This is a genomic window from Comamonas terrae (genome assembly GCF_001544075.1).
GTDB classification, from domain to species: domain Bacteria; phylum Pseudomonadota; class Gammaproteobacteria; order Burkholderiales; family Burkholderiaceae_C; genus Comamonas; species Comamonas terrae.
In genome coordinates this window covers 19,315-35,638 of record NZ_BCNT01000029.1, presented here as the reverse complement: position 1 = coordinate 35,638, position 16,324 = coordinate 19,315, and the positions used below count along the sequence as shown (strand labels likewise).

The following is a 16,324-nucleotide window of genomic DNA, read 5'->3' as shown; positions in this document are numbered from 1 at the left end:
ACTCGCCGGGCCGCCGTCAGCCCGCCGCGTTGAGCAGCAGCCTGGCAGGGAAGGTCTCGGCATGGCGCAGGTCCACGCGGTTCTTCAGAAAATCCAGCACGGCCCTTGTCCGGGCCGGCAACTGCCCGGGCTTGCCCACGTAGACGGCATGGATGGGCTCCAGATCGCCGGGATTGAATTCCTCGAGCACGGCCTGCAGCCGGCCTGCATGCAGATCCTCCCAGGCGTGGTACAGCGACAGCCGCGCCAGCCCGGCGCCGGCCACGGCCAGGGCACGCATGGCATCGCCGTCGTTGAGGCGCAGCACTTCGCCCATGGGTACGGCCACCGGCTGCCCTGCCACCTGCAGCGGCCAGTGCGGCACGGCGCGTGCGTAGTTCCAGCCGATGCGCACATGGCCGGCCAGTTCATCCGGATGCCGCGGCACGCCATGGCGCTGCAGATAGGCAGGCGCGCCCACGATGACCTGGCGCGTGCGGCCCAGCAGGCGCGCCACCATGTCCGACGACGGCAGCCGCCCCCAGCGGATGGCGATGTCGGCCCGGGCCTCGATCAGATCCACCACATGGTCGGTAAAGCTCAGATCCAGCTGCAGGCCCGGCCAGGTCTGCATCAGTTCGGCCACCAGCGGCACCAGCAGGTGCTGGCCGGTGCTGGTGCTGGCGTTGATGCGCACCAGGCCTTGCGGCTGGCCCTGGCGGGCGATCGATTGCTCCAGCGCCTGCCAGTCGGCCAGCAATGGCCGGCCCTGGAGCAGCAGCTGCTCGCCTTCGGCGGTGAGCTCGAGCCGGCGCGTGGAGCGGCGCAGCAACTGCACGCCCAGGCGCGCCTCCAGCCGCGCCACGGTCTTGCTCACGGCCGAGGGCGTCATGCCACGATGGCGTGCCGCGGCGGAAAAGCTGCTTCGCTCGGCCACTTGCACAAAAACTTCCAGCTCCGCATGGCGGTTGATCTCTCCGGCTGGCGAAGCCGCTGCCGCAACCGCTCGCGGCGACGTTTCCAGATCTCGAATCATTGGAATTCCTCAGATTGATTCCTCAAAGGAACAAATACGTTTCCAGCCGGGTGGCTACCGCCATCCGCCTGCCGGCCCCACAGTTCGGTCCTCGACATTGCAATCAAGGACGTTCCTCATGCCGGCTTCGCTGCTCGCATTGGCCGCCGGTGCCTTCGGCATCGGCACCACCGAATTCATCATCATGGGCCTGCTCACCCAGGTCAGCCATGATTTGCAGATTTCCATTCCCACGGCAGGCACGCTGATTTCAGGCTATGCACTGGGCGTGGCCGTCGGCGCTCCCGTGCTCACGCTGGCGTCGCGCCGCTGGCCGCGCAAGCAGCTGCTGCTGGTTCTGATGGGCATTTTCATCGCCGGCAATGCCGCGGCCGCCTGGGCGCCCAGCTACGGCTGGCTGATGGCGGCCCGGCTGCTGACATCGCTCACGCACGGCACGTTCTTCGGCGTAGGTGCGGTGGTGGCCACCCAGCTGGTGCCGCCCGAGAGGAAGGCCTCGGCCATTGCATTCATGTTTTCGGGTCTGACGCTGGCGACCTTGCTCGGCGTGCCCGCAGGCGCCTGGATCGGCCAGCATTTTGGCTGGCGCATGGCATTTGCCGCCGTGGCCCTGGTCGGCGTGGCGGCCCTGGGCATTCTGGCCGTGTTCGTGCCGCGCAATGTGGCAACGGCCGGCGCGCACAGCCTGGCCCAGGAGCTGGCCGTGCTGCGCATACCCCAGCTGTGGCTGGGCCTGGGGATCACGGTGGTCGGCTTTGCCGGCGTGTTCACGCTCTACACCTACATCGAGCCGCTGCTCACGCAGGTGACCGGCATGGGCGATCGGTGGGTCGCCATCACGCTGCTGCTGTTCGGTGCTGGCCTGGCCATCGGCAACCATGCGGGCGGCAGGCTGGCCGACCGCCACGGCGTGCTGCGTGCGCTGGCCGGCGCGCTGCTGGTTCTGCTGGCCGTGCTGCTGGCCGGGCGCTGGGCCTTTGCGGGCACGCCGCTGGCGATGGCCTATGTGCTGCTGCTGGGCATTGCCGCCTTCGTGGGCGTGGCACCCATGCAGATGCGCGTACTGCAGGCCGCAGGCCATGCAGGCTCCAACCTGGCCTCCAGCCTCAACATCGCGGCCTTCAACCTGGGCAATGCCCTGGGAGCCTGGGCCGGCGGTGCAGTCATCGCGCAGGGCATGGGCCTGACCTCCATCGCCTGGGCCGCGGCCGCACTCACGACCCTGGGGCTGCTGCTGGTGCTGCTGAGCCACCGGCTGCCGGCCGGCCGCAACGCCGCCCCGCAGCCCATGAAGACCGCCTGCTGACAGAATGTACGCGGCAGGTCGGCAGGCGTTCATTGTGAAAACTGCGGGCGCCGCACTGTGGCGCCCATTTACATGCATATAGGTATTAACTACCCTGAGCAGCACACAAAAAGCAGTACGGAACTGATCGGTTGTTCAACAAACATAGAGCAAAGCTATTGATTTAGGAGCTAACACCGCAATCAGCAACTGGTATTAAAAGCAGAATCCTTCCATTAACAAGCTGATACAGGCGCCGAAAGCTATGGTTTTCATAGCCATTCCAATTTTCGACAGTCATCCATGCGTTTGTTGCATAACCGGTTCGCGCGCGGCACCACGCGGTTTCCCCACGCAGGGTTTACCGGTAGATGTTTCCCGTTATGAGCTGTATACACTTTTTGTATGGATTGCCGCCCGCAACCGCCAAGCAGCAAATCCGTATTCATACATGGAGTGAGGAGACAAGCTTTTATGCAACCCAATGTGCATCCCGTAGATGAGGTTCTGCCGCTCGGCAAACTCACCGCGCTCGGCCTGCAGCACGTGCTCGTGATGTATGCCGGCGCAGTCGCCGTGCCGCTGATCGTGGGCCGCGCGCTCAATCTGCCTCCCGAGCAGGTCGCGCACCTGATTTCCGCCGACCTGTTCGTCTGCGGCCTGGTCACGCTGATCCAGGCCCTGGGCGCCACCCAGTGGTTCGGCATCAAGCTGCCCGTGATGATGGGCGTGACCTTCGCCAGCGTGGCGCCCATGGTCTCCATGGCCCAGTCCACGGGCGGCACTGCCGGTGCCGGAGTGATCTTCGGCTCCGTCATCGGCGCGGGCGTGGTCTCCATCCTGATAGCGCCGATCATCAGCCGCATGCTGCGCTTCTTCCCGCCGGTGGTGACAGGCAGCATCATTGCCGTCATCGGCATCAGCCTGATGCGCGTGGGCGTGAACTGGATCTTCGGCAACCCCGTGGGCCCGACCGCTCCTTCCGTGCCCAATCCCGAACACCTGAAGTGGCTGGCCGAGGCCCAGGCCATGGCCGGCGCCCCCGGTTCGGCCCTGCCCCCCGTGCCCAAGGGCTTCTCGGTGCTGCCCACCGTGCCCAACCCCAAGTATGCCGACCTGCAGGGCGCCGCCGTCTCGGGCATCGTGCTGCTGTCCATCCTGCTGATCGCACGCTTTGCCAAGGGCTTCATCGCCAACATCTCGGTGCTGATGGGCATTCTGATCGGCGGCGTGATCTCGGTGGCCATGGGCCTGATGAACTTCGACAAGGTCGCCAAGGCCGAATGGTTCACCGTGGTGCTGCCCTTCCAGATCGCCATGCCCGTGTTCGACCCCATCCTCATCCTGACCATGAGCCTGGTGATGGTGGTGGTGATGATCGAGTCGACCGGCATGTTCCTGGCCCTGGGCGACATGACCAAGCGCGAGATCACGCAGGACGAGCTGACCCGCGGCCTGCGCACCGACGGCCTGGGCACGCTGATCGGCGGCATCTTCAACACCTTCCCCTACACCAGCTTCTCGCAGAACGTGGGCCTGGTGGCCGTGACGGGCGTGATGAGCCGCTGGGTCTGCGTGGCCGGCGGCGCCATCCTGGTCATCCTGGGCGTGCTGCCCAAGATGGGCGCGCTGATCGAATCCCTGCCCACCGTGGTGCTCGGCGGCGCCGGCCTGGTGATGTTCGGCATGGTGGCCTCCACCGGCATCCGCATCCTGTCCAACGTGGATTTCCGCGACAACAAGCACAACGCCATGATCGTGGCGGTGTCCATCGGCGTGGGCATGATTCCCCTGGTAGCGCCCAATTTCCGCCAGTGGATGCCCCACTCCATCCATCCGCTGATCGAATCCGGTATTCTGTTGGCTTCGATTACCGCTGTGTTGCTGAACCTCTTCTTCAACGGAGCCGCCAAAGACAACAGCGCTGCCATCAATGCAGCACGCCAGGCTGACGCTCACTAAAGCGGCACCTTAGTAAACGCTGGCTCACCCGCCGGCCCAGACCCCCTGCCGCACACAAGGCGTCAGGGGGTTTGTCGTCGATGCACTTCGGGCAAAACAGAACTGACCGCAAAACCCTCTTGCCTTCCGGTAAGCTCCGACTAGCAACTTGCTGATATTTTTCGTATGACACAAAACCTGTCCACCGCCGAACAAGCCCTGCGCGACGCGGCCCGCGAATACCACCGCAGCCCCGTCAAGGGCAAGATTTCCGTCACCCCGACCAAGCCCCTGTCCAACCAGCGCGACTTGTCCCTGGCCTACTCGCCCGGCGTGGCCTACCCCTGCCTGGACATCCAGGCCGACCCCTCCTGCGCTGCCGAATACACCTCGCGCGGCAACCTGGTGGGCGTGATCACCAACGGCACGGCCGTGCTGGGCCTGGGCGACATCGGCCCCCTGGCCGGCAAGCCCGTGATGGAAGGCAAGGGCTGCCTGTTCAAGAAGTTCGCCGGCGTGGACGTGTTCGACATCGAACTGGCCGAGCGCGATCCCGACAAGCTCATCGAGATCATCGCTTCGCTGGAGCCCACCCTGGGCGGCATCAACCTCGAGGACATCAAGGCGCCCGAGTGCTTCTACATCGAGCAGGAGTTGTCCAAGCGCATGAACATCCCCGTGTTCCATGACGACCAGCACGGCACGGCCATCATCTCCAGCGCCGCCCTGCTCAACGGCCTGGAACTGGTCGACAAGCAGATCGACAAGGTCAAGGTTGCCGTCTCCGGTGCCGGCGCAGCCGCCATCGCCTGCGTGGACGTGATGGTCGGCCTGGGCGTCAAGCGCGAGAACGTCTACATGGTCGACTCCAAGGGCGTGATCTACGAAGGCCGCCCCGGTGGTCTGGATGCCTCCAAGGCCCGCTACGCCCAGAAGACCGAAGCCCGCACCCTGGCCGACGTGGTCAACGGCGCCGACGTGTTCCTGGGCTGCTCGGCCCCCGGCGTGCTGACCGCCGACATGGTCAAGACCATGGCCGACAAGCCCATCATCCTGGCCCTGGCCAACCCCGAGCCCGAAATCCGTCCCGAACTGGCCAAGGCCATCCGTCCGGACTGCATCATCGCCACCGGCCGCTCCGACTATCCGAACCAGGTCAACAACGTCCTGTGCTTCCCCTACATCTTCCGCGGCGCGCTCGACTGCGGCGCCACCAAGATCACTGAAGCCATGAAGCTGGCCTGCGTGCGCGAAATCGCCGCGCTGGCCAAGCAGGACGTCAGCGACGAGGTCGCCGCCGCCTACCAGGGCAAGGAACTGACCTTCGGTCCCGACTACCTGATTCCCACCCCCTTCGATTCGCGCCTGATCCTGCGCATTGCTCCGGCCGTGGCCAAGGCTGCCGCCGAATCCGGCGTGGCGACCCGCCCCATCGAGGACATCGCTGCCTACCGCGAGAGCCTGACCCGCTTCGTCTATCAGACCAGCATGTTCATGCGTCCCGTGTTCGCCGCCGCCAAGGCCAACCAGCAGCGCGTGGCCTATGCCGAAGGCGAGGACGAGCGCGTGCTGCGTGCCGTGCAGGTTGCGCTGGACGACGGCCTGGCCAAGCCCATCCTGATCGGCCGTCCGGCCGTGATCGAAGCCCGCATCGCCAAGGCCGGCCTGCGCATCCAGCTGGGCAAGGACGTGGAGATCTGCAATCCCGAAGACGATCCGCGCTTCCGCCAGTACTGGGAAACCTACCACCGCCTGATGGGCCGCAACGGCGTGACGCCCGAAGCCGCCAAGGCCGCCGTGCGCCGCTCCAACACCCTGATCGCCGCGCTGATGGTGCATCTGGGCGATGCCGATGCCATGCTGTGCGGTCTGGTCGGCAAGTTCGACGGCCACCTGACCCATGTACAGGACGTGCTGGGCCTGAAAAAGGATGCCCGCGAGTTCGCGACCGTCAACGCCGTCATGCTGGAATCCGGCACGCTGTTCATCGCCGACACCTACATCAACGAAGATCCCACCGCCGAAGAGCTGGCCGAGATCGCCAAGATGGCTGCCGACGAAGTGGCCCGCTTTGGCCTGCCCCCCAAGGTCGCCTTCCTGTCGCACAGCAACTACGGCTCCTCCAGCCGCGCATCGGCCCGCAAGATGCGCGCCGCACGCGACCTGTTCGCCGCAGCCAACCCTGGCATCGAATGCGACGGCGAGCTGCATGGCGACTCGGCCTTGTCGCAGGACGTCCGCAGCCACGCATTGTTGGAGTCCAGCCTGCACGGCGCGGCCAATGTGCTGATCTGCCCCAACCTGGACGCCGCGAACATCCTGTTCAACGTGCTCAAGACCACGGGCGGCCACGGAACCACCATCGGCCCCATCCTCATGGGCGCCGCTGCCTCGGCCCACGTGCTGACGCCTTCGGCCACCGTGCGCCGCGTGGTCAACATGACGGCCCTGGCCGCTGCACAGGCCATCGCCCTGCGCGGCTAAGCGGATCAGGCGCCTGTACGGGCGCCTGCTTCAGTGCCCACACGAATGCCCTTCGGGGCATTTTTTCATGGGTGCCCCGCGCCTCTGCTGTCGTGACCCAGGAGAGGCATGATTTGTTTCAGCAACTGCTGCCGGAGGGACTGGGCAGGCAGCTTCCTTGTGTAAAATTGCGCCACCCGGAGGTTTGGGTGAGTGGTTTAAACCAGCAGTCTTGAAAACTGCCGAAGGAGTGATCCTTCCGTGAGTTCGAATCTCACAGCCTCCGCCAGTTCAAGCCAAGTCATTGATTTGCCGATATATCAGGGAGTTTTTCATCCTGACTGGTACAAATGACTGGTACACAACGGCAGCGCAAGATTCGGTCGGCACAGGATGCTGACATGCCTCTCTACATGCGCAAGGACGACCATGGTTACAAGTTCGTCCGCCCCATTCCCCAAGACCTGCGGGATCAGCTCGGCAAAGCCAGCTTCATCAAGCGTTTGGGGCCTGACTACCGAAAAGCCAAAACCGTTTGCGCCGAATTCACGGTCGAAACCGACCGGTTACTTGCCGCAGCACGAAGCCAACAGGACCAGGGAAATGCCAAGGAAGCTTTTCTGAAGCTGAATGCCTGGAAGCGGCTCAAGACCATATCGGTGACACCCGAACTCCCCGGCCAGCTGGGTGTACTCTGACTGTCTGGGTTGGACGCTGACGCCCAAGCCCGCAAGACCGGACTTGATGACGACGAATTCGAGTCGGCATCTGAAAACATCGCCGAACTACTGCCCCTCATCAATCGTGCTCTGGCATCCGGGCAAGTTGGCAAGTTCCATAACGCTGTCACCCAATTGCTGCTATTTCGCGGCTACCAATTGAGAGCAACTGATGCCGAGTTCCAAACACTCACCTACGAAGTGCTCAAATACGTGCAGACGGGCTACAAGATCCTAGCTGCGCGCCAGCAAGGAGACTTGCAGAAGCCTCCAGATTCATCGGTATTTCCTCCTTCATTGCCAGCGGCGTGGGAAGCTCACCAACCCACCCCGACAAAGCCCGCAGGTCACCTGACAGACATCACGCCTCTGTACCAGGATCATCTGCAAACAAGTAGCGCAAAAACCCGAACGACCTATCTGTCGATTTGGCAGCGCTTTGTCGACTACACCAACAACAAGCCTCTGCGCTCTGCCACCTCGGCAGACGTTTTTGATTTTCTGGAAAGCCGCTTGCATGCCAAGGAGAAACCTTGGAGCTACGGCTATACCTCAGGGCCTGCAAGAAATGTCCTATTCGAGGCTTTCGCTCTCTCCAAGACAAAGCAGCTGATCGACCAGAACCCCGTCGCTGGGCTTGAAGTTCTTCCAAAAATCAGCGCCAAAGTCGAAGAGAGCCGACTCAAACCCCGCTTTCCATACAAAGCGAAGCAGTTAAATGACCTCTTTGCGTCCGAGTGGTACAACCCCGACTCTGCGGCATGGCGAGGCAAGATGAAAGATGACCTCGGCGCGCGATACTGGATTCCTTTGTTGTGCATGTGGCATGGACTACGTGTCGGCGAGGCCACACAGCTACAAATCCATGATGTGGACTTGGCACAGTCGCTGATCAAGATCCAGGTCGCCCAAGACCACGATGAGATAGGCCCGGAGCGCTCTCTCAAGAATGCTGCCACCTATCGTGTAGTCCCTATTCACCCTACCTTGCTGGCACTCGGGTTTCTGGATTTCGTGCGTGCAATCACCCGGAGCTATGCACAAGGCCCCTATTCCCTTCCGCGCAAAAAAGCCCGCTGATGCGGGCTTTTTTTGGCCCCAGCTCAAAGCAAGCCGGTATTTGATTGTTCGGCTCGCACGATTTTTGCCCGCATCGCGGTCCCATAGCTATCCCAACGTGTTCGGGATGGCCAGACCGTATGTGTTACCCTGAACTCCTGACGTCCATGCCTCTCACGACGGCGCAATACTTTGGTGTTGACCCAGACTTGCATACGCGAGCTGGTTTGACGGACGAAATCACTTCAACGCTCGGCATATGGTGCGAGCACAGCGCTCCTCAAGAGCGTATCACCACGTGGTTGCGCTACATGTCCAACCATGACGACCAGGCCATTTTTGATATCGCTCGCCAAATTGTCATTGAGCTGCGCGGCCCACGAACCGGGTCGGTGGCTATAGAAGTCAACCTGGCCATATCGGGAAACCTGCTCCCTTCCTTCATACGCTGTGAAACAAAGCAGACATGAAGGTGCTTCCTTGAACAAGGATTCAGGTGTCCCTATGAACAAGATCAATGCAACATTTGTGGGTGGACCTTTAGGCGGAAAGATTCTTGAGGTCGAAGACCTGGATACCTACCGTGCTTTTGACCAGCTCACTGGCGAAGAAGTCATGTACGAGCGCCAAGCGGCAGTGATACCAAACAGCACGGGTGCAGGTACCGCCATCTATGTCATAGCAGGCCAAACGGATGCGGAATTACTCGGAGACATCCTCAGTGCATTACCCATGCGGCGTCAGAATTAATCAGGTCACGAAACAAGCATTCCGCAGTCCAGAGACACTGGGTACAGCGTAGCTCCTACATTGCGCTGCATCGATTGTCGTGATGCTTGGAGTCTTCTTAAACAGGCAGCCTTCTCGCGGTTCAGACGTGTGCATGTGGCCAAGGGCGCGAGCGCAGCTGCCAAACTGGCCTCGGCTATGAAGTCCCTGCGTGTTCTTTTCGCACTGCTCCACGCCTTGATCGCATTGCTGTTCTCGCTGGCAGCGCTGGCTTTGGTCTGGATTGCCGCGCTCAAGAGCTGGGACACCCTGTCGCAGGGATTGGATACCGATTCAGCCCTGGGCATCGTGCAGGCCCTCGGCATTCTGGCCTCCGGCGTAGTCGCCTTGCAAATCGCCCAGACGATTGCTGAAGAAGAGGTCGTTCGCGAAGCCCACATCAGCGGCCCGACACGGGTGCGCCGGTTTCTCTCGCGTTTCCTGGTGGTGCTGTCTGTTGCATTGGCTGTCGAAGGCCTGGTTGCCGTTTTCAAGGCTCAGGGCAACCCCGAAGACCTTGTCTATGCCGCACTGCTGATCGGGGCCGTCGCCCTGTTGCTGACGGGATGGGGCATATTCATCCACCTCAACCGCTCTGCCGAAGAGCTGGAGCCGGAAGCCATGCAAGAAGCCAAGGGCGAAGATCGCAAGGTCAGCTGAGTAATCGGGGGTGGGATCCGATGAAGAAATTTTGTCTCCTACGTATGCGGATGTGTCAGCAAATCCTTAGGATTCTCTAGGAGATTCAGGTTAGCAATCGCTTACGCAATGCAATGCCAATGTCTAAAAAGACCTACAGGCAAACCCATGCAGGTTGTCCACCCTAGAAAGCAAGACAGGTCACAGGGATCTGCCTTCGCAACGGAAAGGAGCTAAACGATGAATCAGCAAACCAATCAGAACCACACCAGCCAGCAACCCAATCAGCAACACCAGCAGAACCCTCACCAGAATCAGCCGGGGCATCAGCAGCAGCCGCAAAAGCGCACTGACCAGCAACAGCAGCAGAACGCGAACCGCCAGCAGGCTGGACAGAACACCCAGAAACAGAATCAGCTTTAATGCGTGATCTGGGCCGGCCTTGCACACCGGGGCCGGCTCTTCGAGGATTGATATGCCAGCCACTTCTCAAAAGCCAACCCATTCGGGTGCGGGCAAACTGCCGGATGAAAGTCCGGCTTCCGGAAGCGGAAGCGTCCCATGGGAAACGCCTCAGAAACCAGCATATCCCGGAGATGAGGACAGAATTATCCCGCAAGATCCCGAAGCGGAAAGAGTTGTTTCCCCTGAACCGTTGGATAACTGAAGCACAGCTGTCAGCCGTCCGAAAGGGCTTCACTGGTAACAGCTACCGACTTTTCTCGCGTTTACGAATTGAGGACTTCAAAAAGCGTACTCTGAATCCAGACGATCCATCTTGCTTCGTCACCACGGACCGGAGGTCTATATGCCAAAGAACCCTATCCCCGTATCTGACCCTCCCATTTGGGATACCGTGAAACTGATGTTCTCACTTCGTGATGCATATCCCTCCCTCCGGGAGCATGACAAAAAGGCTTCTTTTGCTAAAGACAAAAAGAAGAAGGAAAAGGAGCAGCCGCAACTAGAGGACATTGACTCGCCACGATCCCATAACGTCTTCTAGCTTTGTCGGGAACGCGTCTCAAGCCACCTTTGGGTGGCTTTTTTGCATCTGGAGCACAGCTCGCTCTCCTTCACAGAAAGATAGCCTCAAGACGGGGACTGGGATCAGCGAATCTCGCCCTTACGCTTACTTGGCCGCGGTACAAAAATCACATGGTTTTGTAGCTGGATTGCTTGCGCTTGAAGACCGGCAGCAGCTGCCGACTACCTGTCGCTACAAATTCGTGGCGGCATGTCTGCCAAACGCTGAGTAGATCGGCTACAACCTGGAGCTACAGCTCAAGTCAAGGTATTGGTGGAGCACAACGCGCCGCGGCGCAGGAGGTGCAGCAGCATGCCTAAACAAAAATTACCGGCACCGCGCCTGCAAATGCGCTGGACAAGTGCAAAAAAGCAAACGGGCTTCGATGATGAATGGTTGTGCCACTACGAGTTGGTACTCCCCCTTGAAGAGCAAGATATCCGCGCGTGGCAGCAAGGCCCCCGAGGGGGCGCCGTCCCCCATTTGAAGGAATTAGTCATCCCCATCGGAAAGCCGACTTCATACAGGAACAATCATGTCCCCTGTGGCTCGGATGGCGGTATCCGTTTTTATGATGACCCGTGCATGGACGGAGACTGCGCAAAGCGGCATGCGGCCATGCTTGGTAATCTACCCATCTTCGTTATCGCGCCTGACGGTATGGCTTTCAAGTACAAAGGTACTGAGCAAAGCGGTCGAGCGTAAGAAATCGAGCAATGATAAAAATTCCGTCTCTATCATTTAGGCAATTTTAATTAAGTAAAACTAATCCATCGATTTGGAGAAGTTTCCATAAAGCACATGAGCAGTACCAAGAATGTTGTCACGCCCGCTTGTGGCCGGACGGAGCGGCCGGCAGTCTAGTCAGTGATGGCTGACACAGTCGTTCAGTACAACCGGAATATGCACGCGGCCATAGAACCCTTCTGCCAGACTGGTACACACAAGGCAGAAATTCCGTCCAACCACGACGCGAATATGCACCGCAGCCACAACGGCTGAGACGTGGCTTACCCAGCCCAAGAAATTTCGCACGTCGCTCGCACAGCCGAGCCTCGCAGCACAGTTAGGCAAGGGTTCCCGGCTTTCTTCACTGATGTCTGTCGTGCGCAAGCAAAGCTGCCCCCCGCTTCCGTCCTGGCAACCCGGGCGACCAAAGCTGCGCCTGCCTAATTCCTGCCAGCACTGGCGCATTCTTTCATCAGCCCTTTCGAAAGGCAGCCAGTGTGCATGACGGGTGCCATGAACGGATAACGCACGTTTTTTTAGAGTGTCGGCCAAGAAAAAATCCTTTCAAAAACCGACACAATTCAAGAAAAATATCAAAGCAATCGGTTGCTCCACAGCCAGTTCGCAAATGAGGCCATAACCCGCAGCCGTTCATCGCGAGCTGGAAGCCTAGCCATTGCAGGCAGCCTCCGTATGGGCGCCTCGTCATCCGGCGAGCTGCGCTTTGCGACATCGCGATATTCAGCAGCCATTACGCCACGATCGTCATCTTTGCAAGGGGCCGATGCTCACATCCATTCTCTTACCAGCGAGCAAGCCACCGAGAGCACGGTCCTCCGAGACGAGACAGGCCAATCTGCTCGCGAGCCTGGCGTTTGTTTTGGGGCTGGGCATTGGAATGGTCATCGTGGTTTCCATTGACCGGGTACAAGCATCCGAGCGCCAGCGAAAGCTCACCGAAACAGCTGCTGCACATGGGGCACTGGTGCAGCAGCTGGTGAATAGAACGCTGTCGATCACCTATGCCATGGCTGTGGTGCTTCGCGAGCACCCCACAGATCTGGCCAGCATCGAGCAGCTGTCAGGCGAACTGCTCCCCCTCTATTCCGGGGTAGACAACGTGCAGCTTGCCCCTGGCGGCGTGGTTCGCAATGTGTTTCCTGCCACGGCTCACCAAGGCCCTGTCGGCCACGACCTGCTCAACGATCCGCAGAGCCGGGAAGAAGCGGAGCTGGCCATGGCGGCTCACGACCTCCATATTGCCGTTCCCGCCCAGCTTCGACAGGGAAAACCAGGTTTCGTGGGCCGCTATCCAGTGTTTATTGCCGACAACCGAGGCAGCCAGCATTTCTGGGGGTTTGTCAGTGCAGTGGTGCTTTTGGATACTGTAAAGGACATAGGCCAGTTCGATTATTTAAAACAGCAGGGGCTTGCTTATCACCTCTGGCGCACTCATCCGGTTACGGGCAAGCCGCAGACGCTGCTACGCAGCGCAGCACCAGTCACCGAGGCCTCGGCCACTACATCCATTGGTGTTCCGCGAGGCCGCTGGCAGCTCACCGTCTCGCCGGTCGATCCCGACGCCTTCTTCAACTCCACTCGCGTGACAGGGAGTCTGCTGGCGGCTTTGATAGCAGCGGCCATTGCTGCCTTGATCCGATCCATGCTCATGCGCCCTGTCGAACTGGCGCAAATGGTTCGGCGCAGTACACGTGCACTGGAAATCGCCAACCACCATCTCAAGCAACAAGCTACCCATGACAGTCTCACGGGGCTGGGCAACCGGATACGGCTTGAGCATGACCTGAATCTGTCCATTGGAAATGGACAGCACCAAAGTGTCCAATTCGCAGTGATGCTGCTGGATCTGGATGATTTCAAGAGCATCAACGACAGCCTGGGCCATCGCGCGGGTGATGCCATGCTGCAGGAAGTAGCACAGGCTCTGGAGCGCTGTGTACGTCCCATGGATGCGATCTATAGGCTCGGGGGCGACGAGTTCGTCATCGTATTGAATCAGCTCGGCGACGTGGATGTTGCCGGAGCCACCGCAAGAAAAATCCTGGCCGCAGTCGCCCAGCCACATCTCATACAGGGTCAGCAGATTCAGCTCACGACCAGCCTTGGAGTCGTCATATATCCACAGGACGCCAGCGATGCAGAAAGCCTTCTGAGTCTTGCGGATGTCGCCATGTACCGCGCCAAGAAGAGCGGACGCAACCAGATGGCGTTCTTTTCTCCCGCGCTGGATCACGCTGCCCAGACACGGCTGCAGCTGGTGGACCAGTTGCGGGAAGCCGTCAAAACAGAGGCTTTCGAACTTCACTATCAGGCCAAGGTCGATATTGCCAGCGGCCGGACCATCGGAGCTGAAGCCTTGCTGCGCTGGAAGCACCCGGTCAGAGGCCTTGTGTCTCCTGCGGAATTCATTCCGCTGGCTGAAGAAACCGGCCTCATCGTATCCATTGGCGAATGGGCATTGCGCACCGCCTGCATCCAAGCCATGTCATGGAGCCGCAGTCTCGACAGGTGGCTGACCATTGCCGTCAATCTTTCGGCCAAGCAATTTCAGGACCCAGCACTGCTGGAGAAAGTCCGCCAGGCCTTGGCATGCTCGGGGTTGCCAGCCTCCCGGCTTGAACTTGAAATCACCGAAAGCATGATGATGCACAAGCCCGACGAGGCAGCCGCCACAATGCGTGCCTTGCGCCAACTGGGCGTGCATCTGGCCGTTGACGATTTCGGCACAGGCTACTCGAGCCTGGGTTACCTGTCCCGCTTTCCCATCCAATGCCTCAAGATTGATCGCAGCTTCGTGCAAAACGTCCCTGACTCCAGAGCGGATTCAACCATTGCACGGACCATTGTCTCTTTGGGCAAGAGTCTTGGGCTGACGGTCGTGGCAGAAGGCGTCGAAACACAAGCCCAGCTTGATTTCCTGCAGCAGCATGGCTGTCACATTGCCCAGGGCTACCTGCTGGGCCGCCCATTGGAGTCGGGTCAGTTCATCGAGCAATTGCTCGGCCGGAATATACGGACAGGAAGAGAGCGGTGAAAGACGCCCAAAAAAACCAATCGCCTCGCTGTCTTTCCTCCATATGGAACTACAGCAGGCTCACCGCCCCCTATGCGATGATGATCGCGGGAGTTTTGATTGCACTGTCGATGGCTGCCATCTGTGCAATGGCCCTGTACCAAAGCCGCTTGGATGCCATGGCGCATGCCACAGAAGCATCGCGCAATGTCGCGCTCCTTGCGGAACACGATATCGAACGCAATTTCGAGCTCTACGCACTGTCGCTGCAAAACGTAGTCGACGGAGTGAATGACCCCGAACTGATGGCAGCCTCACCTCGTCTGAGAGCGATGGCCCTGTTCGATCGCGCTGCAACCGCGACATATCTGGGTTCCATCCTGGTGCTGGATGCCGAGGGCAATACCGTGATCGATGCCGCAAGCGAAGTGCCTAGAAAGGGAAACTTTTCAGACCGCGAATATTTCAAGGTGCATCAGAACGATCCCAACATAGGCCTGTACGTCGGCAAGCCTTATGCATCACGGCTGCGCGGCGGCTCGTTGAGCATTCCGCTGAGTCGCCGGATATCGCGTGCCGATGGCTCTTTCGCCGGCGTCGTGCTGATCGCGGTTCAGCTGGAATACTTCCGCAAGCTGTTTGCGTCCCTGTCATTGGGGCCGCATGGCTCGGTGGCGCTCATAGGGCGTGACGGCTCCATGATCATGCGCCAGCCCTATGATGAAAAAGTCATAGGCAGAAACATTCGCGACGCAAGCACGTTCAAGCATTTTCTCTCGGCAACGGAAGGAAGTTTTTCGGACACCTCGGTCATCGACGGCGTCCAGCGGCTGTACTACTTCAAGAACCTGCCGAATCTCCCGCTCATCATCATGGTGGCAGAGGCGCATACCGATATATATGCTGTCTGGCGGCATCGTGCTCTTCTCATTGCCACGGTCATGGGAGCTCTCGCGGCAGCTTTCATCGGTCTGTCTTTTGCCTTTGGAATACAGCTCAGGCGCCGGCTGCGTGCAGAGTCAGAACTGGCAATGCTGGCTCGGACCGATGGGCTCACCGGGCTGAGCAACCGCCGCACACTTGGCGAAATCCTGGATGGAGAATGGCGCAGGGCCAGACGGACCCGCAGCGTTTTCTCCTTGTTGTTTGTCGACATCGACAAATTCAAGGTCTACAACGACACCTACGGACATCAAGCCGGCGACGACACATTGACGGCCGTGGCCAAATGCATTGGCGACAATATCCGCCGGCCGGCAGACAGTGCAGCGCGTTATGGCGGCGAGGAATTCATCGTGGTCTTGCCGGATACCTCGCCAGAAGGTGCCGCTCATATTGCCGAAAATATTCGAGCGGCCATCTCCGGCCTTTGCATTGAACACTCGGGAAGCGAATACGGCCATATCACTGCCAGTATTGGCGCAGCCACGTGGACACCGGAGCAGGATGCGGACGTATCCGCAGTCATCCATGCGGCCGACAAGGCACTGTACGACGCCAAGGCCCAAGGCCGAAACAAGGTCGTGCTGTCGATGTCCCCTTTGGCCTAGATGCGGGACAGGCTTGTCAGCGCATGCCCCCTTTCCGCAGTGATCGGCGTCTGAGCATGGTTGCCGGTCCAGGCTTTGCCATGCTGCCAGCCACA

At 59.9% G+C, this 16,324-nt stretch carries 13 protein-coding genes and 1 tRNA gene; 13 read left to right on the top strand and 1 reads right to left on the bottom strand.

The window, feature by feature from the left end:
* Positions 1 to 16 precede the first annotated feature (16 nt).
* The gene (locus tag Cte04_RS21575; RefSeq protein WP_066483882.1) at positions 17 to 1,015 is read right to left on the bottom strand and encodes a LysR family transcriptional regulator; all 999 of its coding nucleotides are present in this window, start codon (positions 1,013 to 1,015) and stop codon (positions 17 to 19) included.
* Between the two features lie 118 nt (positions 1,016 to 1,133).
* Between Cte04_RS21575 and Cte04_RS21570 the strand changes: the two genes are divergently transcribed.
* The 13 genes from Cte04_RS21570 to Cte04_RS21510 all read left to right on the top strand — a co-directional run bounded on the left by Cte04_RS21570 (position 1,134) and on the right by Cte04_RS21510 (position 16,229).
* Positions 1,134 to 2,321, top strand: coding sequence for an MFS transporter (locus Cte04_RS21570; protein WP_066483881.1), 1,188 nt, complete (start codon positions 1,134 to 1,136; stop codon positions 2,319 to 2,321).
* 453 nt (positions 2,322 to 2,774) lie between these two features.
* On the top strand, positions 2,775 to 4,262 hold the full coding sequence (locus tag Cte04_RS21565) for a nucleobase:cation symporter-2 family protein (RefSeq protein WP_066483880.1): 1,488 nt from the start codon (positions 2,775 to 2,777) through the stop codon (positions 4,260 to 4,262).
* A 165-nt stretch (positions 4,263 to 4,427) separates the two neighbouring features.
* A complete protein-coding gene (locus Cte04_RS21560) occupies positions 4,428 to 6,725 on the top strand; it encodes an NADP-dependent malic enzyme (protein WP_066483879.1) in 2,298 nt (765 codons plus the stop codon).
* A 178-nt stretch (positions 6,726 to 6,903) separates the two neighbouring features.
* Positions 6,904 to 6,993, top strand: a tRNA-Ser gene (locus tag Cte04_RS21555).
* 112 nt (positions 6,994 to 7,105) lie between these two features.
* Positions 7,106 to 7,402, top strand: coding sequence for a DUF6538 domain-containing protein (locus Cte04_RS21550; RefSeq protein WP_157082232.1), 297 nt, complete (start codon positions 7,106 to 7,108; stop codon positions 7,400 to 7,402).
* Positions 7,403 to 7,411: 9 nt separating this feature from the next.
* Entirely contained in the window at positions 7,412 to 8,503 is a 1,092-nt protein-coding gene (locus Cte04_RS21545) for a site-specific integrase (RefSeq protein ID WP_066483877.1), read from the top strand.
* 146 nt (positions 8,504 to 8,649) lie between these two features.
* On the top strand, positions 8,650 to 8,952 hold the full coding sequence (locus tag Cte04_RS21540; protein WP_157082230.1) for a hypothetical protein: 303 nt from the start codon (positions 8,650 to 8,652) through the stop codon (positions 8,950 to 8,952).
* A 34-nt stretch (positions 8,953 to 8,986) separates the two neighbouring features.
* Complete coding sequence (locus Cte04_RS21535; protein WP_157082228.1) at positions 8,987 to 9,232, top strand: hypothetical protein; 246 nt, start codon at positions 8,987 to 8,989, stop codon at positions 9,230 to 9,232.
* A 177-nt stretch (positions 9,233 to 9,409) separates the two neighbouring features.
* On the top strand, positions 9,410 to 9,910 hold the full coding sequence (locus Cte04_RS21530; protein ID WP_066483887.1) for a hypothetical protein: 501 nt from the start codon (positions 9,410 to 9,412) through the stop codon (positions 9,908 to 9,910).
* A gap of 219 nt (positions 9,911 to 10,129) precedes the next feature.
* Positions 10,130 to 10,312 carry a hypothetical protein gene (locus Cte04_RS21525; protein ID WP_083526800.1) on the top strand — a complete coding sequence of 61 codons (183 nt, stop codon included), beginning with the start codon at positions 10,130 to 10,132 and terminating at the stop codon, positions 10,310 to 10,312.
* 916 nt (positions 10,313 to 11,228) lie between these two features.
* Positions 11,229 to 11,621, top strand: coding sequence for a hypothetical protein (locus tag Cte04_RS21520; RefSeq protein WP_157082226.1), 393 nt, complete (start codon positions 11,229 to 11,231; stop codon positions 11,619 to 11,621).
* An 808-nt stretch (positions 11,622 to 12,429) separates the two neighbouring features.
* Entirely contained in the window at positions 12,430 to 14,700 is a 2,271-nt protein-coding gene (locus tag Cte04_RS21515) for a putative bifunctional diguanylate cyclase/phosphodiesterase (RefSeq protein WP_066483874.1), read from the top strand.
* A 77-nt stretch (positions 14,701 to 14,777) separates the two neighbouring features.
* Positions 14,778 to 16,229: a sensor domain-containing diguanylate cyclase gene (locus Cte04_RS21510; RefSeq protein ID WP_083526799.1), complete on the top strand. Its 1,452-nt coding sequence runs from the start codon at positions 14,778 to 14,780 to the stop codon at positions 16,227 to 16,229.
* Positions 16,230 to 16,324: the final 95 nt, after the last annotated feature.